Genomic DNA, 22691 nt, shown 5'->3' with positions numbered 1-22691 from the left:
TCAGACCTTCGGCAGGTGCGTCTCGATCGCGGCGATGCCGGAACCGGGGTTCGTGCGCGACAGGTGCACCACGGAGAAGCCGCCGACCTCCAGCGCGGAGGCGCTGCCGAGATACGAGCCGCGCAGCGTGCCGGTCGCGAGGGCCAGCTCGTGCAGGATGTCGGGCAGCACAGGCCCGTGGCTGCACACCACGGCGGGCTTGCGCGAGCGCACCCGCTTGCCGACGACCGTGCGGGCGTCAGAGCGGCCCTCTTCCCACGCATCCTGGCTGATGAGCTCGCTCGTCTTGATCGAGCGTCCGAGGGCGGCAGCCAGGGGAGCGACGGTCTCGGTGCAGCGGACCGCATCCGACGACACGATCCGACGGATGCCGAACGAGGCCAGCGGTCCGACGATCGCCTCCGCCTGCTTGCGTCCGCGCGCGGTGAGGGGACGGGACGCATCGGATTTCGACCACTCGTCGCGCGGGGTGGCCTTCGCGTGGCGCAGCACGACGATCGGGAACGTCTCCAGCACGCCGTCGTCGACGAAGCGGAGGAAGTTCTCCACGATCTCCACGTCGACCGGGTAGCTGAGGTAGGTGAGCGCCTTCTTCGGGCTCACCCACTCGATGGCCGCGATCTCCTTGTTGGGCACGAACGCGGACCCACGGATCGCGGCGTCGGTGGCCTCCGCCGACCAGTAGTGCACGATCTTCTCGCGCCGGCTGGGCAGCGTGTAGCGGGAGACGCCGACCGGGAGTCCGAGTGAGACGGCGATGCCGGTCTCCTCGAAGATCTCGCGCACGGCCGTCTCCACCAGTGCCTCGCCGGGGTCGACCTTTCCCTTCGGAAGGGTGACGTCGCGGTACCGGGTGCGATGGATGAGGAGGATCTTCAGCTTGTCCTCGACCCGGCGCCAGACGATTCCGCCCGCGGCATAGACGGCGGTGTGCGTCATCGCACCGCCCTCGAGCGCCGACGACGCTGCACCTGGAACATCGTCTTGTCTTGCAGGTCGACGAGCGCCTTGCCCTCGGCGTCTGTGGAATGCCGCGTCCAGGTGCCGTCGCCGGCGAGCCACCAGGAGCTCGTGTTCTCGCTCATGGCGAGCGAGAACAGCTCGCTCAGCTCGGCGATCTGCGCGGGCGCCGTGATGCGTACGAGCGCTTCCACGCGGCGGTCGAGGTTGCGGTGCATCATGTCGGCCGAGCCGATGTAGGTCTCGGGGTCGCCGTCGTTGTCGAACGCGAAGATCCGGGAGTGCTCGAGGTAGCGGCCGAGGATCGAGCGCACCGTGATGTTCTCGCTCAGCCCCTCGACGCCGGGACGGATGCTACAGATGCCGCGCACCCAGATCTCGACCGGAACACCGGCGCGACTGGCTCGATAGAGCGCGTCGATGATCTGTTCATCGACCATCGAGTTGACCTTGATGCGGATGCCGGAACTCTTGCCGTCGAGGGCGTGCTTGCGCTCGCGCTCGATGAGACGGACGAGACCCTTGCGCAGGTGCAACGGCGCGACGAGCAGCCGCTTGAACTTCTTCTCGATCGCGTATCCGCTCAGCTCGTTGAACAGGCGGGTGAGGTCGCGGCCGACCTCGTCGCTCGCGGTGAACAGGCCGAAGTCCTCGTAGATGCGGCTGGTCTTCGGGTTGTAGTTGCCGGTGCCCACGTGGCAGTAGCTGCGCAGCACGCCGTTCTCCTCGCGGATGACGAGGGCGAGCTTGCAGTGCGTCTTCAGCCCGACGAGACCGTAGACCACATGCACGCCTGCCTTCTCGAGCTTGCGGGCCCACACGATGTTGTTCGCCTCATCGAAGCGCGCCTTGACTTCGACGAGGGCCAGAACCTGCTTACCGGCCTCGGCAGCGTCGATCAGCGCCTGAACGATCGGGCTGTCGCCCGAGGTGCGATACAGCGTCTGCTTGATCGCGAGCACGTGCGGGTCTTTCGCCGCCTGCTCGAGGAAGGCCTGCACGCTGGTGGCGAAGGACTCATACGGGTGGTGCACGAGCACATCGCCCTTGCGGATGGCGGCGAAGATGTCGGCACGCTCGTTGTTGTCGCCCGGCTGGAACGCCAGCGCCGTCGTGGGAACGTGCGGCGGGTAGTGCAGGTCGGGACGGTCGATGCGCGACAGGTCGAAGAGTCCCCGCAGATCCAGCGGGCCGGGGAGGCGATAGACCTCCTGCTCGGTGATGTCGAGCTCTTTGATGAGCAGGTCGAGGGTGAGCTCGTCCATGTCGTCGGTGATCTCGAGGCGGATCGGCGGTCCGAAACGGCGGCGCATGAGCTCAGCCTCGAGCGCCTGGATGAGGTTCTCGGTCTCGTCCTCTTCGATCACCATGTCTTCGTTGCGGGTGAGGCGGAAGGCGTGGTGGTCGAGGATCTCCATACCCGGGAACAAGTCCGAGAGGTGGTTGGCGATCAGATCCTCGAGCGCGAGGTAGCGCACCCGCTCGCCGACACGAGACACCTCGACGAACCGCGGCAGCATGGGCGGCACTTTCAAGCGCGCGAACTCCTGGCGGCCCGTCTTCGCGTTGCGGATGCGGATCGCCAGGTTCAGCGAGAGACCGGAGATGTAGGGGAAGGGGTGCGCCGGATCCACCGCGAGCGGCATGAGCACCGGGAATACCTGCGACTGGAAGTAGTCGGACAGGCGCAGACGGTCGTCTTCGTCGAGATCGCCCCACCCGATCACCTCGATGCCGGAATCCGCCAGTGCGGGTCGCACGAGGTGCTGCCAGGCCTCGGCGTGACGCAGCTGGAGCGCGTGGGCCTCCCGGGAGATGTCGGCGAGGACGTCCTGGGCTGCGCGGCCGACGTTCGTCGGCACCGCGAGGCCCGTGATGATGCGGCGCTTGAGTCCCGCGACGCGCACCATGAAGAACTCGTCGAGGTTGCTGCCGAAGATGGCGAGGAAGTTCGCTCGCTCCAGCGTCGGCACGGACGGGTCCTCCGCGAGCTCCAGCACACGCTGGTTGAACGCCAGCCAGCTCAGCTCACGATCCAGATACCGCGCCTCGGGCAGCTCGGTGTCACCGCCGTCGGTGACGTCAAAGTCGTCGTCGTCGGCATCGCCCAGGCCCGCATCGAGCATCACGTCGGAGATCATTCCCACATCCTTGCAGCCAGAGGTGACACGAGTGTGAACTCCGCAGGGGTCAGGATCCGGTGCGCTCCCCGGCAGCCGGGATCTGATCCTCTTCGTACACGTTAAAGCGGTAACCGACGTTGCGCACCGTGCCGATGAGCTGCTCGAGATCGCCGAGCTTGGCGCGCAGGCGCCGCACGTGCACATCGACCGTGCGTGTGCCGCCGAAGTAGTCGTAGCCCCAGACCTCGCTGAGCAGCTGTTCGCGGGTGAACACCCGCGACGGATGCGTCGCGAAGAAGTGCAGCAGCTGGAACTCCTTGTAGGTCAGATCCAGCGGCTTGCCGTGCACCTTGGCGGAGTACGAGGACTCGTCGATCGTGATGCCGGAGGTCTGGATGCGGGTCGAGACCTGCTCCTTCGACAGACGCCCGACGGCGAGTCGGATGCGTGCGTCGACCTCGGCGGGGCCGGCTCCCACCAGGATCACGTCGTCGACGCCCCAGTCGGTGGACACCGCGGTTAGGCCGCCCTCGGTGACGATGAGCACGAGTGGTGCATCGAGTCCCGTCGTCGTCAGGATCTTGCACAGCGACTTGGCGCCGACCAGATCGTGGCGTGCATCGACGAAGACGACGTCCGCGTTGGGGGCGTTCACCAGCTGCGCGGGTTCGGCGGGGATCTGGCGGACGCGATGGCTCAACAGCTCCAGCGCCGGGAGCGCGGGCGCGCTACCGGCGGAACTCAGAACGAGAAGCTGTGCCAAAGTCACCCTCCGGGCGGGGTCCGCGTCGTGCATCATCTTATGCGCAGCCGCGAGGCACGCAGATCTCACCGGGACGCACGACGTGCAGCGCGCGCTCCCATGCGTGACAATGATCGTATGACGACACCGGAACTGGCGCCACGTCGGCCCTTCGGCGGCATCCTGGCTGTCTGGGTGTTCGCGGCCGTCGCGGGGCTCGCCGTCGCCTTGTTCGTCCCGTCGCCGTGGCACGCGACACTGATGACGCTTGCGCTTGCCGCATCCGTCATCCTCGCCTTCGCCATCCAGCTGGCGTACGGCCGCGTGCAGCGCTTCATCCAGCGCGTGGCGCTGAGCAGCCTCGGTGCCCTCCTCGTGCTGGGAGTGATCAGCGTGGCGGTCGCGCTCTCCTCGCTCATCGCCAGCACGCGCTGAGCCCATCGCCTTCGCGGACGGGCTACCATGGGGCACATGGACCTGGTCGCGCTCGAAATGTTCTTCGTGGGCCTGCTCGTGCTCGCCTCCCTCGCCATCGCGTTCGTCTCGGGCGCCGTGGTCTGGAGCCTCTACCGCGGCCAGCGCTGACGGAGCGGGCGATGATCGAGCTCCCCACCGATCTGCCCGCCGACCTCGCACCCCTCTCGTGGCTCCTGGGAGTCTGGGAGGGGACCGGAGTGATCGACTACGAGGCAGACGGTCACCACTTTTCGGGTGAGTTCACGCACCGCGTGAGCTTCAGCCACGACGGCGGAGATGCCGTCAACTATTCCGCCACCGCGTGGTTCGGCGACGGCGAAACGCGCCGTCTGCTGGTCTCGGAGGTCGGCTTCTGGCGTGTCGTGCGACCGCAGGGTCCCGGAGATCCGGGGCCGGGACTGCTCCCGGCCGTCTCGGACGAGCCGGCACGCACGGCCGATGACGTCGAGGCGCTGCGCACCGCCGAGGGCGGCTTCGAGATCGCCGCGAACATCGTGCACGCCGACGGGGTGAGCGAGCTCTACCTCGGTCAGATCCGCGGCCCGCGCATCGACATCGCGACCGACGCGGTGATCGCCGCGCCCGGAACCAAGGCCTACACGGCGGCCACCCGGCTGTACGGCCTGGTCGACGGGCATCTGCTCTGGGCGTGGGATATCGCCGCCCTCGGATCCGAGCTCGGCTCGCACGCATCCGCCCGCCTGGCGAAGGTGGACTGATGATCGCTTCGCCCGCCGGCGCGATCACCGACGGCGATGTGCTGCTGCACGTCGGAGATCCGATGCGTGAACAGCGTGCGCTGGAGCGCGGCACGGCCGTCGCGCCGCGCGGGGGCCGCGGCGTCGTCGCCGTCACGGGTGTCGACCGGCTGAGCTGGCTCGATTCGATCACGACCCAGGCGCTCGCGCAGCTGGAGCCCGGGGTATCGACAGAACTCCTGGTGCTCGACCCGCAGGGCCGCGTCGAGCATGCGGCGGCCGTGCTGGACGACGGTGAGACGACCTGGCTCATCGCGGATGCGGGTGATGCCCCCGCCCTCGCGGCGTGGCTCGGCCGCATGCGCTTCCGGCTTCGGGTCGAGGTCCGCGACGCCTCGACCGAGGTCGCCGTCGTGGGCGCGACGGATGCGGGGCTCGCCCTCATCCGTCCTCTGACCGTCGGCGAGACGCCGCTCGTCTGGCGCGACCCGTGGCCGGGGGTCGCCGTCGGCGGCGCCGCGTACGGTCCCGTCGAAGAGCACCCGGGCAGCCAGCGCAGCTGGAACGAGGCACTCGTGGATACCTCCGAGGCCGCGCGGCTGGCGCAGCTGGCCGCATCCGGCGAGATCGGTTTCGCCGGCGAGCTCGCGGTCGAGGCGTTGCGCGTCGCCGCGTGGCGTCCCCGTTTCGCGGACGAGGTCGACGAGCGCACGATCCCGCATGAGCTCGACTGGCTCCGCACCGCCGTGCACCTCGACAAGGGGTGCTACCGAGGGCAGGAGACGGTGGCGAAGGTGCACAACCTCGGTCACCCGCCGCGTCGTCTGGTCAGCCTGCACCTGGACGGCAGCGCCGAATCCCTGCCCGCGCGCGGCGACGTGGTCGCCGTCGGCGACATGGAGATCGGCCGCATCACCTCGGCCGCCCGCCACTTCGAGGACGGCCCGATCGCGCTGGCCGTCATCAAACGCACGGCCGACACCGACGCCGATGTCGTCGTGCGCACGGCAGACGGCGACGTCGCCGCATCCGTCACCACGGTCGTGCCGCCGGATGCGGGCGCCAGCGCCGGCGTGCCGCGCTTGCCTCGACTCTCGCGCCGGCGGTGACGGTGCCGCCGGGCGGCGCCGACACCACGAGCGTGTCGACGCGGCTGCGAGAGCGCTTCGATCCGAGACCCGGTCTGTCGCGGGCGGTCACTGATCTGCCCGCCATCGCCCAGCTGACGGCGGCAGCGATGGGCGCGTACGTCTTCTCGCTGTTCGTGCTCGGACACTCCGCTCCCGTGCTCGCCGGCACCGTGGCGGTGTCGAGCCTCGGGCTGGTGCGCGACGCGCGGCCACGGCGCGTCGCCGAGACGGTGGCCGGGATGCTGCTCGGCATCGTCATCTCCGAGGTCCTGCTGCGCCTGGTGGGCCCCGGCTGGTGGCAGCTCGGCATCACCCTCGCTGTGGTCGTGTTCGTCGCCAGGGCGCTGTCACCGCAGCCCGGCTTCGCCATCGCCGCGGCGATCCAGGGCCTCATCGTCCTGCTGTTCCCGATGGCACCGACCGAGGCGTCGTGGAGCCGGTTAGCGGACGGTGCGGTCGGCGGCGTTGCGGCACTGCTGGTGACGGCCCTCGTTCCCCGCAATCCTCGCGCGGAGGTGCTGCGCGAGGCGCGTGCGCTCTTCGCCGCGATCGACGACGCGATCGTGACCCTCATCCGCGCGCTGGAGGACGGGGACCGTTCGCGTGCGGAGCGTGCACTGGAGAAGGCCCGCGCGCTCGATCCGCTCGTACGGGCCTGGCAGGAATCGCTCGACTCCGCCGTCGCGGTCGCGCGCATCTCCCCGTTCCTGCGCAGGCGTCGCGCAGAGCTCGATCGATACCGCCGCGTCATGGCGGCCACGGATCTCGCGGTACGCAATCTCCGCGTCGTGGCGCGCCGATCCGGCTATCTCATCGACGACGGCGCTCCGCGCCCCATCCCCGCCGACCTGCTGCGGTCTCTGGCACGGGCCCTCGCCCTCGTGGGGGAGTCGCTCGACGACATCGCACAGCAGATTCCCGCACGCGAAGCAGCGCGGGCCGTCGCCCGCCACCTGGATCCGGCGCAGCTCGCACCGGGCGCCTCCGCCGGCGAGCACAGCGTCATCTCCGCCCTGCGCCCGTTCGCGGTCGACCTGCTGGTCGCGACCGGCCTCAGCGAAGACGAGGCGCGGGCCGCCATGCCCCGCATCTGAGACGGCGCCTCTCAGCGAGGCGCCACCTGCTCCCACGGCACCGTGAGCTCGCCCAGGCGCCACCGCGAACGCTGCCGGAGAGGCCAGCCGTCCGCTTCGAGCGCCGCCAGTGCCGCCTGCCACCGCTGCGCCGGGGAAAAGGTGGCCAGGGGCGCCGCGCGCGTCCACTCGGCATCCAACGCCCGCAGCAGCTCGTGCACACGCTCTCCCGGCACATTGCGGTGGATCAGCGCCTTCGGCAGACGCTCGGCCGCGATCGAGGGAAGCTCCAGACCGGTCAGCCGCAGCGAGATCGTCAGCGTGCGCGGCAGGGCGTCGGGGCCGATCTCGACCCACGTGCTGATGCGCCCGAGCTCGTCGCACGTGCCCTCGACGAGGAAGCCACCCGCATCCAGACGCGACGCCATGCGCTCCCAGGCCGCCGGAACCTCGCCCTCGTCGTACTGACGCAGCACATTGAACGCCCGGATGATGCGTGGCCGCTCCGGCACGGGGATCTCGAAGCCGCCGCGGGCGAACGCGACCCGCGCGTCGGGGCGGAAGATCGTCGTCCCCTCGCGCACGCTCTCGAGCTGCGCGCGAGCACGCGCCACGCGGGCGGGATCGATCTCCAGTCCCCACACACGCACATCCGGGCGGATGCGGTGCAGCCTTGCCTCCAGCTCCAGGGCGGTGACGCCGCTCGCCCCGAAGCCGAGATCCACCACGAGTGGCTCCGACTCCGCCGTCCGAAGCGCGCGGTGGCGCGCGATCCACCTGTCCACGCGGCGGAGGCGGTTCGTGCCCGTCGTGCCTCGGGTGATGCGACCCGAAGGCGTAGGACTCATGGCCCCATGATGCCAGCGTCGCGGTCGATATCATGGGCTCATGACCACCCCTCATACCCTGATCCTGCTGCGCCACGGCCAAAGCCAGTGGAACGAGCTCAACCTCTTCACCGGATGGGTCGACGTGCGCCTGACCGACCAGGGCAAGGCCGAGGCCGCCCGCGGCGGCGAGCTGCTCGCCGAGGCGGGCCTGCTGCCCGACGTCGTCCACACGTCGCTGCTGAGTCGCGCGATCCAGACCGCGAACCTCGCGCTCGACGCCGCTGACCGTCTGTGGATCCCCGTCAAGCGCACCTGGCGTCTCAACGAGCGCCACTACGGCGCGCTGCAGGGCAAGGACAAGGCCGAGACCCTCGCCGAGTTCGGTCAGGAGCAGTTCATGCTGTGGCGTCGTTCCTTCGACGTTCCGCCGCCGCCGCTCGATGACGCATCCGAATTCAGCCAGGTGAACGACCCTCGTTACGCGGGGATCGACGGCGAGGTGCCGCGCACCGAGTCGCTCAAGCTCGTGATCGACCGGCTCCTGCCGTACTGGAGCGAAGCCATCGTCCCCGACCTCACCGCCGGCAAGACCGTGCTCGTCGCCGCCCACGGCAACTCGCTGCGCGGCCTCGTGAAGCACCTCGAGGGCATCAGCGACGACGACATCGCCGAGCTGAACATCCCCACCGGCATCCCGCTGGTGTACCGCCTCGACGAGAACCTGCAGGCGCTGGGCAAGGGCGAGTACCTCGACCCCGAGGCAGCCGCGGCGGGCGCTGCCGCCGTCGCCAACCAGGGCAAGTAAGCCGACACGGGAAGGGCCCGGATGCGTGATGCATCCGGGCCCTTCCCGTATGTCTGCGAGGTCAGATCTGGGGCTCGACCTCGGACTGCGGCGCCCAGTCGCCGGTCGCGAGGTAGACGATCTTCTTCGCCACCGACACCGCGTGGTCGCCGAAGCGCTCGTGGTAACGGCTCGCCAGGGTGGCGTCGACCGTCGCCGCCGCCTCGCCCTGCCAGGACTCGCTGAGGACCTTCTCGAAGACGCTGACGTGCAGCTCGTCGAGCTTGTCGTCCTCGTTGCGCAGCTGCTCGGCGAGGTCCAGGTCGCGCGTGCGCAGCAACTCGGTGAGCTTGCGGGCCAGGTCGACGTCGATCTCGCCCATCTTCGTGAAAGTGCCCTTGAGGCCCTTCGGGATGGCGCGGTCGGGGAAGCGCATACGGGTCAACTGCGCGATGTGCTCGGCGATGTCGCCCATCCGCTCGAGCGATGCGCTGATACGCAGTGCCGAGACGACCGTGCGCAGGTCGCTCGCGACGGGCTGCTGCCGGGCGAGGATGTCGATCGCCAGCTCGTCGAGCTCGATCGCCTTGTCATCGATCACGGAGTCGTTGTCGATGACCTCTTCGGCGAGCGCGACATCGCTCGTGCCGAAGGCCCTCGTCGCCTTCTCGATGGCCTCAGTGACGAGCTCGGAGATCTCGACGAGCCGGACACGGACCTCGTCGAGGGACTGCTGGAAAACCTCGCGCATGAAACAGGCACCTTCCTGGGTGATCGTGGGCGGCACGGGACGGGCCCGGGCGATTCTCGCCGTCGAAGGTTAACGAACGGTGCCGCGGGAGTGAATGTTACCTGCGCTGCCGCCCCCGGAGGCGTCTGAGTCGGGGTGCGGGTTCAGCATCCATTTACGCTGGAGCCATGAACTCGTCGCAGCTCGCGCTGCTGGCCCTGGTCATGGGCGTCGTCCTCGGGGCGTCGATCACCCTCCTGATCATCGGTGCGATGCGGGCCAGGGCGCGCGTCGAGGCGCGCAACTCGACGGCCGTTCCCGAGGGCGTCCCGGATGTCCTCGCCGCCATGGACGACAGCGCGATCGTGGTGGACGGTTCCGGAACGGTGCGCGCCGCATCCGCCTCGGCCGAGGCCTTCGGTATCCATGTCGACGAGGTCGTACCGGACGATCGCATCCGCGAGCTCGCGCGCGCGGTGCGCTCGGGAGGGATCAGCACCGCGAGCCTGACGCTGCGACGCTCCTCCTCTCCCGCGGAGCCCCGGCTCGTCTCGGCCCGCGCGACGACCATCTCGCCGAAGCTCGTGCTCATCGTCATCCGCGATATCACCGAACGTGAACGGGTCGAGCAGATGCGCCGCGACTTCGTCGCGAACACCTCGCACGAGCTGAAGACGCCCGTGGGCGCGGTGAGCCTGCTCGCGGAGGCGATCGAGTCGGCCGCGGACGATCCCGCGCAGGTACGGATCTTCGCCGGTCGCCTCAGCGCAGAGGCGCAGCGGCTCGCCTCTCTGACCTCGCGCGTCATGAATCTCTCCCGGCTGCAGTCGGCGGACGAGCTCGCCGAGGTCGGCGACGTGTCGGTGGACTCCGTCGTCACGGCCGCCTGCGAGGCGCACGCGCTCGCCGCAGGCTCGGCCGGGGTGACGGTCGTGCGCGGCGGGACGCGAGGCCTGTATGTGCGCGGCGACACGCAGATCCTCACTGAGGCGCTCGGCAACCTGGTGGCCAACGCGATCGCGTACTCGCCCAGCGGCTCCAGCGTCGGCATTGGGGTCAAGCAGGTGCACAACTCCGTGGAGATCGCGGTGACCGACCGCGGCATCGGTATCTCCGAGGCGGACCAGCAGCGGGTGTTCGAGCGCTTCTTCCGCTCTGATCAGGCGCGCTCTCGCCGCACCGGCGGCACGGGGCTGGGACTGTCGATCGTGAAGCATGCCGTCCAGCGCCACGGCGGTGAGGTGCGTGTCTGGTCGCGCGTCGGGCGTGGCTCGACCTTCACCATCCAGCTTCCGATCGCATCGCCGCCGGACGACCTCGACGCACCGGTCGCCCGCGGCCGCCGTCGACCCAAGAAGACCAAGAAGACCCCCGTCGCGTCTCCGACCGCGGCACCGAACCCGAACGGAGTCACCGAATGTCCCGCGTCCTGATCGTCGAGGACGAGCCCGACCTCGCCGACCCGCTCGCCTACCTGCTTCGCAGGGAGGGGTTCGAGGTCGAGATCGCCGAAGACGGCGCCATCGCGCTCTCCGCGTTCCGTGAACGCGGCGCCGACATCGTGCTGCTCGACCTGATGCTGCCGGGCATGCCCGGCACTGAGGTGTGCCGTCAGATCCGCACCGTCTCGTCCGTGCCGATCATCATGCTGACCGCCAAAGACAGCGAGGTGGACATCGTCGTGGGGCTGGAGCTCGGCGCCGACGACTACGTCACCAAGCCCTACTCGGCCAGGGAGCTGCTGGCGCGGATGCGGGCGGTCCTGCGCCGCTTCGCTCAGGTGGAGGCCGACCTCGACGAGCGTGTTCTGCAGGGCGGACGGGTGACGCTCGACATCGACCGTCACACCGTGACCGTCGGCGGTGAAGAGATCAACATGCCGCTCAAGGAGTTCGAGCTCCTCGAGGTCCTGATGCGCAACGCCGGTCGGGTTCTGACCCGGGGTCAGCTCATCGACCGCGTGTGGGGCACCGACTACTTCGGTGATACGAAGACCCTGGACGTGCACATCAAGCGCATCCGCTCGCGCATCGAGGAGAACCCGAGCGATCCGGTCATGCTGGTGACCGTCCGCGGACTCGGCTACCGGTTCGAGGCCTGAGACCTGAGGTCTGAGGCCTGCGGCCGGAGGTCAAAGCGAAAGGGCGGGGCACCCGGAGGTGTCCCGCCCTTTCGCGTGCGCTGCGCTCAAGGAACGAGCGGCGTCAGGTAGTCGAGGTCGCCGTTGAGGACCGGGATCTCCACCCGGGCACCCTCGCCGTCGCCGGACTGGAAGAAGATCGGCACGGTCGAGCCGGGGCGGGCGTCGAGGTCCTCGATGAGCAGGGGATCGGTGTCCTCGGTGCCGAGGCTCAAAGTGTCGCCGGCGGGAACACGCACCGTCAGCTTGACGGCGTTCTCGCCGACCTCGAGGTTGAGCACCTGCGAGGAGTCGCTCTCGTTCACGATCGCGGCCACGAAGTTGCCCTCGGTGCCCTCGTCGTTGGCGACCACGAGCGCGTTGCGCACGGCGAGCGGCCCGCTCGAGGCCGGCACGTTCAGTCCGTCGGCGGGGGAGTAGGGGATCGTCGTGCTCTGCGGCGAGAGCATGGCGCACCCGCTCGTTCCCAGTGCGACAGCAGCCGCCACGACGACGGACGCGATCAGGCGCGTTTTCACGGTTCCTCCCGGTTGCAGACGGCTTCTCCCACATTCTACGGGGTCCCACCCCTCGCTCCCGTTCGTCGCGCGGGTCGCTCCCGTTCCTGGACTCCGCTCGCGGACTCCGCTCGTGCCGCTCGCCATCTCCGCCTCGATGGGGCTACACCTTTCCGCATCCGCGCCAGGAAACCTCAGGCGCAGGTGCGCAAATGTGTGGCATGTGCGCATATGCGACGCAACTCGGGCATTCGGACGCAACCCGGCATTCGAGGGGCGGGCGGGCGGTGAGGGGGCACTGGGCGTCGAGCGTGACGCGCGCGTGCGTCCGCGCGCGGGATGCGGGTGCGCGGGGATGGGGGGAATGGGGGATGTGAGGCGAGGGCGCGAACCCTAGCGCATTGGGCCCTGTGGTATCCTGGTCGTTGCCGAAAGGACATAACTCCATGCTTTTTGAGGTTGGCGAAACGGTCGTCTATCCGCACCACGGTGCCGCGACCATCATCGAGGTCAAGGAACGCGTCATCAAGGGCGAGACCAAGAAGTACTTGAAGCTCAACGTCACCCAAGGCGATCTGGTCATCGAGGTTCCGGCCGACAACGTCGACCTCGTGGGTGTGCGCGACGTGATCGGCAAGGACGGTCTCGAGCGCGTTTTCGAGGTGCTGCGTGCTCCCTTCACCGAGGAGCCGACCAACTGGTCGCGCCGCTACAAGGCGAACCTCGAGAAGCTCGCTTCAGGCGATGTGATCAAGGTCAGCGAGGTCGTGCGCGACCTGTGGCGCCGCGATCAGGACCGTGGTCTGTCCGCGGGTGAGAAGCGCATGCTCGCCAAGGCCAAGCAGATCCTCGTCTCCGAGCTGGCGCTCGCTGAGAAGACCGACGAGGAGAAGGCCAGCGTGCTGCTCGAAGAGGTTCTCGCCAGCTGACGAAAGGCGCCTTCGTGCCTCAGCCCGTGCCGCGGATCGCGGTCGTGGTCGTTGCCGGCGGGTCAGGTACCCGCCTCGGTGAGGACGTCCCCAAGGCTTTCGTCGGGATCGACGAGCACACGATGCTGCGTCATGCCCTTGACGGTGTGTTCCGCAGTGCACTCGACGCTCAGGTGGTCGTCGTCGCACCCGTGGACCGTACCGGCGAGGCCCTGACGGAGGCGCTCGCCGCGGCGGGCGATGCGCGTGAGCGCGTGAGCGTCGTCGCCGGTGGGGATACTCGTCAGAAGTCGGTCGCCGCCGGTCTCGCGGCCCTCTGGGGCGACATCGAGATCGTGCTCGTGCACGACGCGGCCCGCGCCCTGACCCCGCCCGAGGTCTTCACCCGGATCGTGGAGGCGGTCGAGCGGACCGGATGGGGCGCTGTCCCCGTTCTCCCCGTGGTCGACACCATCAAGCGCGTCGACGGCGACGAGATCATCGGCGTGGTCGATCGTTCCGAGCTGGGGGCCGCGCAGACCCCGCAGGGATTCCGGCGCGACGTCCTGAGTGCGGCCTACGCCGTCGCCGATGCCGAGTTCACGGACGATGCGGCGCTCGTCGCGGCGGCAGGTCACCGGATCGCAGCGGTCGCCGGCGATGCTCTCGGCTTCAAGATCACGCATCCCGCCGACCTCGAGCGCGCCCGCGCACTCCTGATGCCCGCCGCCGAGCATCCGGTGCGACTTCAGCAGCCGGCGCCGGCGCCGCGCGTGGGCGTGGGCACCGACGTGCACGCGTTCGCGGGGGACGGCGAGCTCTGGCTCGCGGGGTTGCGCTGGCCGGATGAGCCCGCCCTGTCCGGGCACTCGGACGGGGATGCGGTCGCTCACGCCGTCGTCGACGCGGTTCTGGCGGCGGCGGGTCTCGGCGACATCGGCACCCACTTCGGCGTCGACCGCCCAGAGTATGCGAACGCGCACGCCGACGCTTTTCTCGCGCGCACCCGCGCTCTGGTGGGCGAAGCCGGCTGGGTGATCGGCAATGTCTCGGTACAGGTCCAGACCACGCGTCCGCGGTTCGCAGCGCGCCGGCGCGAGGCGGAGGCCGTGCTGAGCGAGGCCTTGGGTGCCCCCGTATCCGTCTCGGCTACGACCACCGACGGGCTCGGGTTCGAGGGGCGCGGCGAAGGCGTCTTCGCAGTCGCGGTCGCGATGCTGCTGCCCGCGCAGTGACCGGTCAGACCGCCCGCGTGAAGTAGAGCGACAGCGGATCCTCGCGGTAGTGGGCGAACGGCCCGCAACGGGTGAACCCCTCGCTCTCGTAGAGACGCACCGCGGGCACGAACTCCGGTGTGCTGCCGGTCTCGAGCCACACGCTCGTCAGGCCCATGGTCGCCGCCTCGGCGAGGATGTGGCGAAGGACGCCGTGGCCGACGCCCGTTCCGCGGAACGCGTCGGCGACCCGCATGGATTTGAGCTCGCCGCGGTCGACGCCCCACCGCTTGAGTGCACCGATACCCGCGAGCTCGCCGTCGGACCACGCAGACCAGAAGGTGACCCCGGGTGCGCTCAGCCCCGCGGCGTCGAGCGCGTGCACGCACCCGGCGGGGGTGCCGGCGTGCATGGCCGCGAGGTGGGAGACGACGAGCTCGTGCGCCGGGCCGCGGGTGGGGTCGTCGATGCGGTAGTCGAGCATGCTCATCCTTCCAGGGGGAACGGCTCGGGATCCCGCCGGCGGGAGCCCCAGGCCAGGACGACGAGACCGACGCTCAGCACGGCGATGCCGACGACGGATGCGGCGTCGAGGTGCTCCCCGAGCACGATGAGGCCCAGCAGGGTCGCGGTGATGGGCTCGGCGAGGGTCAGCGTCGCCGCGGTCGCGGCGGTGAGGCGCTGCAAGCCCCAGGTGAACAGGGTGTACGCGACGGCGATCGTCGCAAGGCCCAGCCAGAGCGCGACGGCGACGCCGCTGGGCTCACCGAGCCACGAGAACGACGCGAACGGGAGCATGAACAGGGCGCTGGCCGCGGAGCCGGCGCCCATGGCGCCGGCGACCGTGAAGGGATCCCACCCCGTCGACATCAGCCGGCGCTGCGCGTTGGCGAAGACGGCGAACGCCGCGCCCGCGCCCAGCGACCCGAGGACGCCGAGAGGATCCGCCGAACCGGAGTCGCCGCCGGCGAAGGCCAGGAGGGCGACGCCGATCGTGGCCAATGCCGTCGCCGCGAGCCACGTGGGCCGGGGGAGGCGCCGGGTGATCGCCCACTCGATGAGCCCCGCCATCACCGGCGCTGACCCGAGCGCGACGACGGTTCCCACGGCGACGCCGCTGCGGGCTGTGCCGAGGAAGAACAGCGGCTGGTAGGCCGCCAGACAGATGCCCGTCAGCGCCATGAGGGCGAGCGCGCGCGCCGACAGTCGGGGAGACGCGGATGCCGTCGCACGTCGGTGTCGGCGGCCGAGGGCGAAGCCGATCACCGCCAGCGCCGTGCCGCCGATGAGCAGACGAACCGCCCCGACTTCGAGGGGCGTCGTACCGTCGGGGCCCAGTGCCTGCGAGGTACCGGTCGTGCCGAACAGCACCGCCGCCGCGAGGACGGCGAACACGGGCAGCATGAGTCCTTTCTATCGCTGTCATGTGTCGGGATGGTGACACAGCCCCGCCGGTAGGCTGGTGGAGTGACGGTCCGGCTCTATGACACCCAGGCGCAGGCGCTGCGCGACTTCGCGCCCCTGGAGGACGGCAACGTCACGATGTACGTCTGCGGCCCGACGGTGCAGTCCGGCCCGCACATCGGCCACGTGCGCGCCGCGCTCAGCTTCGATCTGCTGCGACGCTGGCTCGCCCACCGGTTCGGTCGGGTGACGTTCGTGCGCAACGTCACCGACATCGACGACAAGGTGCTCGCGAACGCGACGCCCACCGAGCCCTGGTGGGCGCTCGCCTACCGCATGGAACTCGCGTTCAGTCAGGCCTATGCCGCCGTCGGCATCCTCGCGCCGACGTACGAGCCGCGAGCCACCGCATCCATCCCGCAGATGATCGAGCTCATCGCGCTGCTCATCGAGCGCGGTCACGCATACCCGGCGCCCGACGGATCCGGCGACGTCTACTTCGACGTGCGGTCCTGGCCCGCCTACGGTGCCCTCACGCATCAGGACGTCGACGCGATGGAGGCGGCCGCGGATGCGGACCCTCGCGGCAAGCGGGACCCGCACGACTTCGCCCTGTGGAAGGGGGCGAAGGACGGCGAGCCGGCCGATGCGCGGTGGGCGTCGCCCTGGGGCGAGGGACGCCCGGGATGGCACATCGAGTGCTCGGCGATGTCGCGCCGGTACCTCGGCTCGCGCTTCGACATCCACGGGGGCGGGCTCGACCTGCGCTTCCCGCACCACGAGAACGAGCTCGCGCAGTCCACGGCGGCAGGCGATGCGTTCGCCCAGTACTGGGTGCACAACGGCCTCGTCACCGTCGACGGTCAGAAGATGTCGAAGTCGCTCGGCAACTTCACCCTCGCGGCCGACGTGCTCGCCGAGCGCGACCCGCTCGTCGTGCGCTACGCGCTCGCCGCCGCGCACTACCGATCGAGCCTGGACGTCTCCGGTAGAGCCTTCGACGAGGCGGAGGCGGCGCTGGAACGCATCCGGACCTTCCTCGACCGCGTGATCCGAGTGGGCGCGGCGCCGGAGACGGCGGCCCTCCCGGAGGCGTTCGCCGCCGCATTGGATGACGACCTCGGCGTCCCTCAAGGCCTGGGCGTGCTGCACGAGACTGTGCGTGCAGGAAACGCGGCGTTGGATGAGGGAGACTCGGAGAGCGCGCGCCGTCGCGCGGCCGAGGTCGTCGCCATGACCGACATCCTCGGCATCAATCCGCTCGACGAGCGGTGGCGCACGCGCACGACCGGCCCCGAAGCCGGAGCCCTCGACGCGCTCGTTCGCGTCATGATCGACCAACGCGCCCAGGCGCGGGCAGAGAAGGACTGGGCGAGCGCCGACAGGGTGCGCGACGCGATCGCGGCTGCCGGCATCGTCCTCGAAGACGGTCCCGAGGGGACCCATTGGAGTGTGAAACGTGGCTAAGCCGGGAAACCCGTCAGCCGGACGCGGCAAGAAGAAGGGCCCGACGAAGGGCACCGGCGGCAAGAACCGCCGCTCGCTCGAGGGCCGCGGCCCGACCCCGAAGGCGGAGGATCGCGCCTGGCACCCCGCCGGTAAGCGCAAGGCCGCGCAGGAGCGCTTCGTCGCGGCCGGCGGCAAGACCGCTCCGCGTGTCGCGGGTCTGAACCGCACGCCGCGCTCGAAGCAGAACGACGACACCGAGACGGTGACCGGCCGCAACTCGGTGCTCGAGGCGCTGCGCGCCCGCATCCCCGCGACCGCCTTCTACATCGCGCAGCGCGTCGAGATGGACGACCGCGTCAAGGAGATGCTCTCGATCGCGACGCACCGTGAGATCCCGGTTCTCGAGGTCACGCGTCAGGAGCTGGACCGCATGGCCGGCTTCGACGGCGTGCACCAGGGCGTGGCGCTGAAAGTGCCGCCGTACGAGTACGCACACCCGCAGGACCTGCTCGAGCAGATCATCGACCGCGACGAGCTGCCGCTGATCGTGGCGCTCGACGGTGTGACCGACCCGCGCAACCTGGGCGCCATCATCCGCTCCACGGCGGCGTTCGGCGGTCAGGGCCTCATCATCCCGCAGCGTCGCAGCGCGGGCGTCAACTCCGCGGCGTGGAAGACCAGCGCGGGAGCGGCAGCACGCCTGCCCGTCGCGATGGCGGCGAACCTCACGACGACGCTCAAGGAGTTCAAGAAGCAGGGCGTGTTCGTGCTCGGACTCGACGGCGGCGGCGACGTCGCGCTTCCGGCGCTGCAGCTTGCCGACCGTCCCGTCGTGATCGTCGTGGGCTCCGAGGGCAAGGGGCTCTCGCGTCTGGTCACCGAGACGTGCGACCAGATCGTCTCGATTCCGATCTCCGCCGCGACCGAGTCACTGAACGCGGGAATCGCCGCATCCGTCGCGCTGTACCAGGTCGCGACGCTACGGTCGGCGTGACGATCTCGACCGAAGGAGCACCCATGTCTCGCATCGCCGTTCTCGGAGGAACCGGTTACGCCGGCAGCCACATCGTCGCGGAGGCGGTCCGGCGCGGGCACACGGTGCTCTCGGTCGCGCGCACCGTCCCTGCTGATCGTGTCGAGGGTGCGGTCTACGTCGAGGCGACGCTGCTCGATGTCCCCACTCTCGTGAACGAGCTGATCGGCGTGGACGTGGTCGTCTCGGCCGTGGCCGCGCGCGGTGACATGCTCGGAGCCCTCCGGCCGGCGATCGAGCAGCTGCTCTCGGTGCTGCCCGAGGACGTCCGCATCGGCGTCATCGGCGGTGCGGGCGGAAGTCTGGTCGCCGAGGGTGGTCCGCGCCTCGTCGACACCGAGGGCTTCGCCGACGAGTACAAGCCCGAAGCGCTCGAGGCCATCGGCATCCTCGAAGACCTGCAGACGCGCGCCGGCGACCGCGACTGGTTCTACATCCACCCCGCAGGCGGGTTCGGCGCCTGGGCGCCGGGGGAGCGCACCGGCTCCTACCGCGACGGCGGTGACGTGCTGGTCGTCGACGAGAACGGCGAGTCGTTCATCTCGGGCGCCGACCTCGCCGTCGCCGTGCTCGACGAGATCGAGACGCCGCGTCACTCGCGGGAGCGTTTCACCGTCGGCTACTGAGCCGACGCGAGCGGATGCGGCGAGCCGCCGTCCGTGATCAGACCAGGTCGCGCCAGTCGATCGCCTCGTCCTCATCGTCGTCTGCGTCGCGCGGCACATAATCGTCGCGCAGGACGGGGATGATCGATGTCGCCTCGGTGGGCGGCCCGACGACCGTCGCCTCGTCACGGCGATGGCGGAGGACGTCGTCGATGTAGCTGGTGAGCACCTCCGCGAGAGGCACCGATCGACCGCGCGCCTGGGACATGTACCAGCTGTGCTCGAGCACCTGGTGATACACCTCGGCGGGCTCCAGCTTGGAGCGCAGATCGAAGGGGATCGCCTTCACCACCGGCTCGAACTTCCGGGTGAGCCATTCGTGGGCGACCATCTCCTCATCGGAGCCCACGCGGGAGATCCGCGCGCGGAACTCGTCGAGGTCGTTGAGCAGACGCCGAGCCTGATTCTCCTCGACATCGAGACCGGTGAGGCGCAGGAGGCGCCGCTGGTGGTGGCCGGCGTCGACGACCTTCGGCTGGATCGACACGAGTGCGCCGTCGGTGGCGGTGTCGATCGACATCTCTCCGATGTCGAATCCAAGCGCGTTCAGGCGCTGCACGCGCTCCGTGATCCGCCACGACTCCGCCGCGGAGAAGCTCTCCTTGTCGGTCAGCGCCGCCCAGAGCGAGCGGTAGGAGGAAACGATGCCGTCGGCGATGTCGAGCGCGTCGACGTCACCGGCCAGACGGCCGCCGGCGGCGAGGTCCATGATCTCGCCCGCGATGTTCGTGCGCGCCACATCCAGGTCGTGCTCGCGCTGACCCGGGGTGAGACCGCTCTCGTGCAGCTCGCCCGTCTCGGCATCGACGAGGTAGGCGGCGAAGGCCCCCGCATCCCGTCGGAAGAGGGTGTTGGAGAGCGAGACATCGCCCCAGAAGAAGCCCACGTTGTGCAGACGCACCAGGAGCACGGCGAGAGCATCCACGAGGCGCGAGGCCGTGTTCGGGCGCAGCACTTGGGTGAAGAGGGCGCGGTAGGGCAGGGAGAACTTGAGGTGGGCGGTCACCAGAGCCGCGGGCAGGGGATGGCCGGCCGCATCCGTCCGCCCGTCGATGACGGCGAAACGGTCGACGCACGGGACGTCGAGGCGGGCGAGGTTGCCGAGCATGTCGTACTCGCGCCGCGCCATCTCGCCGGTCGTCTCCTTGACGGCGATGACCTTGCCGCTGAGGGTCGAGAAGCGCACCAGGTGGCGCGAGAGGCCCTTGGGGAGTTGCACGATGTCGTTGCTGGACCAGTCCGCGAGCGGCGTGCTCCACGGCAGTGTCAGCAGCGCGGGATCGATCGCACTGGCCGTGATGGTCAGCGAGTCCGCCATGGTGTCCCTCCACATATGTCGCGGCGCGGCGGATCCGGATGGATCCGCCGCGCCGCGGGGGTCGTTCCGATCAGACCGACGCGATCGCCTTGTCGTTCAGGCGCTCGCCGCTCTCGAGGTCGAACACGTGCACGTGGCCGGGGACCGGAGCGAGGATGACCGTCTCGCCGGCGCTCGGGTGACGACGACCGTCGACGCGCGCCACGATGTCGGTGCGCTTGCCGTTGATCTCGGAGTGGCCGTACAGGTAGCCGTCGGCGCCGAGCTCCTCGATCAGGTCGACGACAACCGACAGGCCCTTGCCGTCGGCGGGAGCCACCTGGATGTCCTCGGGACGCACACCGATCGTGACCTCGGTGCCGTGCGCCTTGCCGATGGTGTCGGCCTCGACGGGGACCACGAGGTCACCGAAGCGGACGCCGCCCTCGGCCAGGTCGGCGGGGAAGAGGTTCATGGCGGGGGAGCCGATGAAGCCGGCGACGAAGACGTTCTTCGGCTTCTCGTACAGGTCGCGCGGGGTGCCGACCTGCTGCAGCAGGCCGTCCTTCAGCACGGCGATGCGGTCACCCATCGTGAGGGCCTCGGTCTGGTCGTGCGTGACGTAGACCGTGGTGACGCCGAGGCGGCGCACCAGCGACGCGATCTGCGTACGCGTCTGCACGCGGAGCTTGGCGTCGAGGTTCGACAGCGGCTCGTCCATGAGGAACACCTGGGGCTGACGCACGATGGCGCGACCCATGGCGACACGCTGACGCTGACCACCCGAGAGTGCCTTCGGCTTGCGGGTCAGGTACTCCTCGAGGTCGAGGAGCTTGGCGGCCTCGAGCACACGCTGGGCGCGCTCCTCCTTGCCGACGCCGGCGATCTTGAGCGCGAAGCCCATGTTCTCGGCGACCGTCATGTGGGGGTAGAGGGCGTAGTTCTGGAACACCATCGCGATGTCGCGGTCCTTCGGCGGGACGTCGGTGACGTCGCGGTCGCCGATGCGGATGCTGCCCGAGTTGACCTCTTCGAGGCCGGCGAGCATGCGCAGCGAGGTGGACTTACCGCAACCCGAGGGGCCGACCAGGACGAGGAACTCGCCGTCTCCGACCTCGAGGTTGAGCTTGTCGACGGCCGGGCGGGTTCCCCCCGGGTACAGACGCGTTGCGTTGTCGAACGTGACAGTTGCCACTGTTTCTTCTCCTTCACCGGCAGGTACGTGCCGGACGATCCGTAGTGATGGATGCGCGGGGGTGACCCGCAACGCCCGCCATCGGGCGCACCTCTCAGTATGGCACGAGCGTCTGGGCATTTCTCAGGCTGTCTGGCTAGCATCGGATCGGCCGTTTCCCGTGCGGCTCGACCGGACTCCGCCGGTCCCTATGTTTCTTCAGAGGTCCTATGTCGAGCGACGACTCATCGAACGTCCCGGCGCCGAGCGACCGCCGCGAGGCGGTGCGCGAGAAGGCGCAGCGAGTGCGGCAGCGCCATGCGCGGGTCGGTCGACTTCGCGTGGCCGCGCTCTCGATCAGCGGTGTGGCGGTCGTCGGTGCCGTGGTCGCCGCGGTGGTGTTCGCCGTGAGCTCGTCGACCTCCTCCCCGCAGCTCCAGCCGAGCGGGGCGGTCGACGGTGGCTTCGCGGTCGCATCCGTCGCGGGTGTGTCGGTGCTCGGCGGGTCCGTGGACGAGCCGGCTCCGACCGAGTCCTCCGCGCCGCAAGGCGACGCGACGCCCACCCCGGTGCCGACGAACCGGTCGTCCGTCGACATCCGTGTCTACGTGGACTACCTCGCCCCGGGCGCGAAGCAGTTCGAAACGGCGAACGCTCCCCAGCTCTCCTCGTGGGTGACGGAGGGGGCGGCGACGCTCTCGTACCACCCCGTCGCCATGCTCACGGCCAAATCGAACGGCACCAAGTATTCGTTGCGTGCCGCGGGTGCGGCTGCCTGCGTCGCGACCTATTCGCCCGACACGGTGTTCGCGTTCAACCACCAGCTGCTGCTGCAGCAGCCCGAGGCCACATCCGACGGACTCAGCGACGACACGCTCGCCGACATAGCCCAGGCGGCAGGGGCGACCGAGCCCCGTCAGGTGCGCTCGTGCATCGAGAACGGCGAGTTCATGGCGTGGGCGAAGAGCGCAACGGATGCAGCCGTCGCCGGCATCCCGGGCACCGATGGGCTGACCCTCACCAGCACGCCGATGATCTTCGTCAACGGTGAGCTGTACCAGGGTGCGCTCGACGACCCGAAGGAGTTCGCGCAGTTCGTGCTCACCACGGCGAGCGACGCCTACTACCGCACGGCCAGCCCGACGCCGACGCCGACCCCGTCGTCATAATCCGCGCGTCGGGAGCGCATAGACTCGTCGGTGCGCTCGCGAGGGCGTGCGACCGCCAGGCGGTCACGCCGGCTTGGCGCAATTGGTAGCGCACCGTACTTGTAATACGGGGGTTGCAGGTTCAAGTCCTGTAGCCGGCACAACACGGACCGGGCGTCAACGCGCACGTTGTCATACGGGGGTTGCAGGTTCAA

General features: G+C 69.6%; 23 protein-coding genes and 1 tRNA gene. 14 read left to right on the top strand and 10 right to left on the bottom strand.

Annotated elements, in window-relative coordinates:
- From KYX17_RS26030 to KYX17_RS26020, 3 genes are read right to left on the bottom strand one after another with little or no spacing between them, the layout of a single operon-like run.
- The gene (locus tag KYX17_RS26030; protein ID WP_243231415.1) at positions 1-939 is read right to left on the bottom strand and encodes an NUDIX domain-containing protein; all 939 of its coding nucleotides are present in this window, start codon (positions 937-939) and stop codon (positions 1-3) included.
- Positions 936-3101 (bottom strand): RNA degradosome polyphosphate kinase, encoded by a 2166-nt coding sequence (locus tag KYX17_RS26025; protein ID WP_243231412.1) that lies wholly within the window; start codon positions 3099-3101, stop codon positions 936-938. The genes KYX17_RS26030 and KYX17_RS26025 overlap by 4 nt, the downstream gene beginning before the upstream one ends.
- 49 nt (positions 3102-3150) lie before the next feature.
- Positions 3151-3846 carry a response regulator transcription factor gene (locus KYX17_RS26020; protein WP_243231411.1) on the bottom strand — a complete coding sequence of 232 codons (696 nt, stop codon included), beginning with the start codon at positions 3844-3846 and terminating at the stop codon, positions 3151-3153.
- A gap of 117 nt (positions 3847-3963) precedes the next feature.
- Here KYX17_RS26020 and KYX17_RS26015 point away from each other — a divergent pair, with 117 nt between their 5' ends.
- The 4 genes from KYX17_RS26015 (at position 3964) to KYX17_RS26000 (ending at position 7224) form a co-directional block, all read left to right on the top strand.
- On the top strand, positions 3964-4260 hold the full coding sequence (locus KYX17_RS26015) for a hypothetical protein (protein ID WP_243231409.1): 297 nt from the start codon (positions 3964-3966) through the stop codon (positions 4258-4260).
- A 161-nt stretch (positions 4261-4421) separates the two neighbouring features.
- A complete protein-coding gene (locus KYX17_RS26010) occupies positions 4422-5021 on the top strand; it encodes an FABP family protein (protein WP_243231407.1) in 600 nt (199 codons plus the stop codon).
- Positions 5021-6109 carry a folate-binding protein YgfZ gene (locus KYX17_RS26005; protein WP_243231405.1) on the top strand — a complete coding sequence of 363 codons (1089 nt, stop codon included), beginning with the start codon at positions 5021-5023 and terminating at the stop codon, positions 6107-6109. Before KYX17_RS26010 ends, KYX17_RS26005 begins: the two co-directional genes overlap by 1 nt.
- Entirely contained in the window at positions 6106-7224 is a 1119-nt protein-coding gene (locus KYX17_RS26000) for an aromatic acid exporter family protein (protein ID WP_243231403.1), read from the top strand. Before KYX17_RS26005 ends, KYX17_RS26000 begins: the two co-directional genes overlap by 4 nt.
- A gap of 11 nt (positions 7225-7235) precedes the next feature.
- On the opposite strand, the gene KYX17_RS25995 is transcribed toward KYX17_RS26000, so the two are convergent.
- On the bottom strand, positions 7236-8051 hold the full coding sequence (locus tag KYX17_RS25995) for a class I SAM-dependent methyltransferase (RefSeq protein ID WP_243231400.1): 816 nt from the start codon (positions 8049-8051) through the stop codon (positions 7236-7238).
- A 40-nt stretch (positions 8052-8091) separates the two neighbouring features.
- On the opposite strand from KYX17_RS25995, the gene KYX17_RS25990 reads away from it, so the two are divergent.
- Entirely contained in the window at positions 8092-8838 is a 747-nt protein-coding gene (locus KYX17_RS25990) for a phosphoglyceromutase (RefSeq protein ID WP_243231399.1), read from the top strand.
- A gap of 61 nt (positions 8839-8899) precedes the next feature.
- Here the strand turns inward: KYX17_RS25990 and phoU are convergent, their stop codons facing one another.
- Positions 8900-9568, bottom strand: coding sequence for a phosphate signaling complex protein PhoU (gene phoU / locus KYX17_RS25985; protein WP_243231397.1), 669 nt, complete (start codon positions 9566-9568; stop codon positions 8900-8902).
- Positions 9569-9735: 167 nt separating this feature from the next.
- Between phoU and KYX17_RS25980 the strand changes: the two genes are divergently transcribed.
- The gene (locus KYX17_RS25980) at positions 9736-10980 is read left to right on the top strand and encodes a cell wall metabolism sensor histidine kinase WalK (RefSeq protein WP_243231395.1); all 1245 of its coding nucleotides are present in this window, start codon (positions 9736-9738) and stop codon (positions 10978-10980) included.
- A complete protein-coding gene (locus KYX17_RS25975; RefSeq protein ID WP_243231393.1) occupies positions 10965-11648 on the top strand; it encodes a response regulator transcription factor in 684 nt (227 codons plus the stop codon). Before KYX17_RS25980 ends, KYX17_RS25975 begins: the two co-directional genes overlap by 16 nt.
- Before the next feature lie 86 nt (positions 11649-11734).
- Here the strand turns inward: KYX17_RS25975 and KYX17_RS25970 are convergent, their stop codons facing one another.
- On the bottom strand, positions 11735-12205 hold the full coding sequence (locus tag KYX17_RS25970; RefSeq protein ID WP_243231391.1) for a DNA modification methylase: 471 nt from the start codon (positions 12203-12205) through the stop codon (positions 11735-11737).
- 425 nt (positions 12206-12630) lie between these two features.
- Between KYX17_RS25970 and KYX17_RS25965 the strand changes: the two genes are divergently transcribed.
- Both KYX17_RS25965 and ispD read left to right on the top strand, forming a co-directional pair.
- Positions 12631-13113 (top strand): CarD family transcriptional regulator, encoded by a 483-nt coding sequence (locus tag KYX17_RS25965; RefSeq protein WP_137417676.1) that lies wholly within the window; start codon positions 12631-12633, stop codon positions 13111-13113.
- Between the two features lie 14 nt (positions 13114-13127).
- Positions 13128-14327, top strand: coding sequence for a 2-C-methyl-D-erythritol 4-phosphate cytidylyltransferase (gene ispD, locus KYX17_RS25960; protein WP_243231389.1), 1200 nt, complete (start codon positions 13128-13130; stop codon positions 14325-14327).
- 4 nt (positions 14328-14331) lie between these two features.
- Here the strand turns inward: ispD and KYX17_RS25955 are convergent, their stop codons facing one another.
- A complete protein-coding gene (locus KYX17_RS25955; protein WP_243231386.1) occupies positions 14332-14790 on the bottom strand; it encodes a GNAT family N-acetyltransferase in 459 nt (152 codons plus the stop codon).
- A 2-nt stretch (positions 14791-14792) separates the two neighbouring features.
- The gene (locus KYX17_RS25950) at positions 14793-15710 is read right to left on the bottom strand and encodes a DMT family transporter (protein WP_243231382.1); all 918 of its coding nucleotides are present in this window, start codon (positions 15708-15710) and stop codon (positions 14793-14795) included.
- 63 nt (positions 15711-15773) lie between these two features.
- Here KYX17_RS25950 and cysS point away from each other — a divergent pair, with 63 nt between their 5' ends.
- From cysS to KYX17_RS25935, 3 genes are read left to right on the top strand one after another with little or no spacing between them, the layout of a single operon-like run.
- On the top strand, positions 15774-17177 hold the full coding sequence (gene cysS / locus KYX17_RS25945; RefSeq protein WP_243231379.1) for a cysteine--tRNA ligase: 1404 nt from the start codon (positions 15774-15776) through the stop codon (positions 17175-17177).
- Positions 17170-18153, top strand: coding sequence for a 23S rRNA (guanosine(2251)-2'-O)-methyltransferase RlmB (gene rlmB / locus KYX17_RS25940; protein WP_243231376.1), 984 nt, complete (start codon positions 17170-17172; stop codon positions 18151-18153). Before cysS ends, rlmB begins: the two co-directional genes overlap by 8 nt.
- A 23-nt stretch (positions 18154-18176) precedes the next feature.
- Positions 18177-18818 carry an NAD(P)-dependent oxidoreductase gene (locus KYX17_RS25935; RefSeq protein ID WP_243231372.1) on the top strand — a complete coding sequence of 214 codons (642 nt, stop codon included), beginning with the start codon at positions 18177-18179 and terminating at the stop codon, positions 18816-18818.
- 37 nt (positions 18819-18855) lie between these two features.
- Here the strand turns inward: KYX17_RS25935 and KYX17_RS25930 are convergent, their stop codons facing one another.
- Together KYX17_RS25930 and KYX17_RS25925 are read right to left on the bottom strand one after the other, a co-directional pair.
- Positions 18856-20175: a DUF4032 domain-containing protein gene (locus KYX17_RS25930; RefSeq protein ID WP_243231370.1), complete on the bottom strand. Its 1320-nt coding sequence runs from the start codon at positions 20173-20175 to the stop codon at positions 18856-18858.
- 70 nt (positions 20176-20245) lie between these two features.
- Positions 20246-21349 carry an ABC transporter ATP-binding protein gene (locus tag KYX17_RS25925; protein WP_137417668.1) on the bottom strand — a complete coding sequence of 368 codons (1104 nt, stop codon included), beginning with the start codon at positions 21347-21349 and terminating at the stop codon, positions 20246-20248.
- Between the two features lie 209 nt (positions 21350-21558).
- Here KYX17_RS25925 and KYX17_RS25920 point away from each other — a divergent pair, with 209 nt between their 5' ends.
- On the top strand, positions 21559-22497 hold the full coding sequence (locus KYX17_RS25920; RefSeq protein WP_243231366.1) for a thioredoxin domain-containing protein: 939 nt from the start codon (positions 21559-21561) through the stop codon (positions 22495-22497).
- Between the two features lie 67 nt (positions 22498-22564).
- Positions 22565-22637: transfer RNA gene (locus KYX17_RS25915), tRNA-Thr, on the top strand.
- Positions 22638-22691: the final 54 nt, after the last annotated feature.

This window comes from Microbacterium sp. CIAB417, assembly GCF_022788845.1.
The sequence above is the reverse complement of the archived record's forward strand: the minus strand, read 5'-3'. Positions and strand labels throughout refer to the sequence as shown.

Coding starts and splice junctions, on each gene's coding strand:
- KYX17_RS26030 (WP_243231415.1), bottom strand. CDS start 939: ATGACGCACACCGCCGTCTATGCCGCGGGCGGAATCGTCTGGCGCCGG.
- KYX17_RS26025 (WP_243231412.1), bottom strand. CDS start 3,101: ATGATCTCCGACGTGATGCTCGATGCGGGCCTGGGCGATGCCGACGAC.
- KYX17_RS26015 (WP_243231409.1), top strand. CDS start 3,964: ATGACGACACCGGAACTGGCGCCACGTCGGCCCTTCGGCGGCATCCTG.
- KYX17_RS26010 (WP_243231407.1), top strand. CDS start 4,422: ATGATCGAGCTCCCCACCGATCTGCCCGCCGACCTCGCACCCCTCTCG.
- KYX17_RS26005 (WP_243231405.1), top strand. CDS start 5,021: ATGATCGCTTCGCCCGCCGGCGCGATCACCGACGGCGATGTGCTGCTG.
- KYX17_RS25995 (WP_243231400.1), bottom strand. CDS start 8,051: ATGAGTCCTACGCCTTCGGGTCGCATCACCCGAGGCACGACGGGCACG.
- KYX17_RS25990 (WP_243231399.1), top strand. CDS start 8,092: ATGACCACCCCTCATACCCTGATCCTGCTGCGCCACGGCCAAAGCCAG.
- phoU (WP_243231397.1), bottom strand. CDS start 9,568: ATGCGCGAGGTTTTCCAGCAGTCCCTCGACGAGGTCCGTGTCCGGCTC.
- KYX17_RS25980 (WP_243231395.1), top strand. CDS start 9,736: ATGAACTCGTCGCAGCTCGCGCTGCTGGCCCTGGTCATGGGCGTCGTC.
- KYX17_RS25975 (WP_243231393.1), top strand. CDS start 10,965: ATGTCCCGCGTCCTGATCGTCGAGGACGAGCCCGACCTCGCCGACCCG.
- KYX17_RS25965 (WP_137417676.1), top strand. CDS start 12,631: ATGCTTTTTGAGGTTGGCGAAACGGTCGTCTATCCGCACCACGGTGCC.
- KYX17_RS25955 (WP_243231386.1), bottom strand. CDS start 14,790: ATGCTCGACTACCGCATCGACGACCCCACCCGCGGCCCGGCGCACGAG.
- KYX17_RS25950 (WP_243231382.1), bottom strand. CDS start 15,710: ATGCTGCCCGTGTTCGCCGTCCTCGCGGCGGCGGTGCTGTTCGGCACG.
- KYX17_RS25935 (WP_243231372.1), top strand. CDS start 18,177: ATGTCTCGCATCGCCGTTCTCGGAGGAACCGGTTACGCCGGCAGCCAC.
- KYX17_RS25930 (WP_243231370.1), bottom strand. CDS start 20,175: ATGGCGGACTCGCTGACCATCACGGCCAGTGCGATCGATCCCGCGCTG.
- KYX17_RS25920 (WP_243231366.1), top strand. CDS start 21,559: ATGTCGAGCGACGACTCATCGAACGTCCCGGCGCCGAGCGACCGCCGC.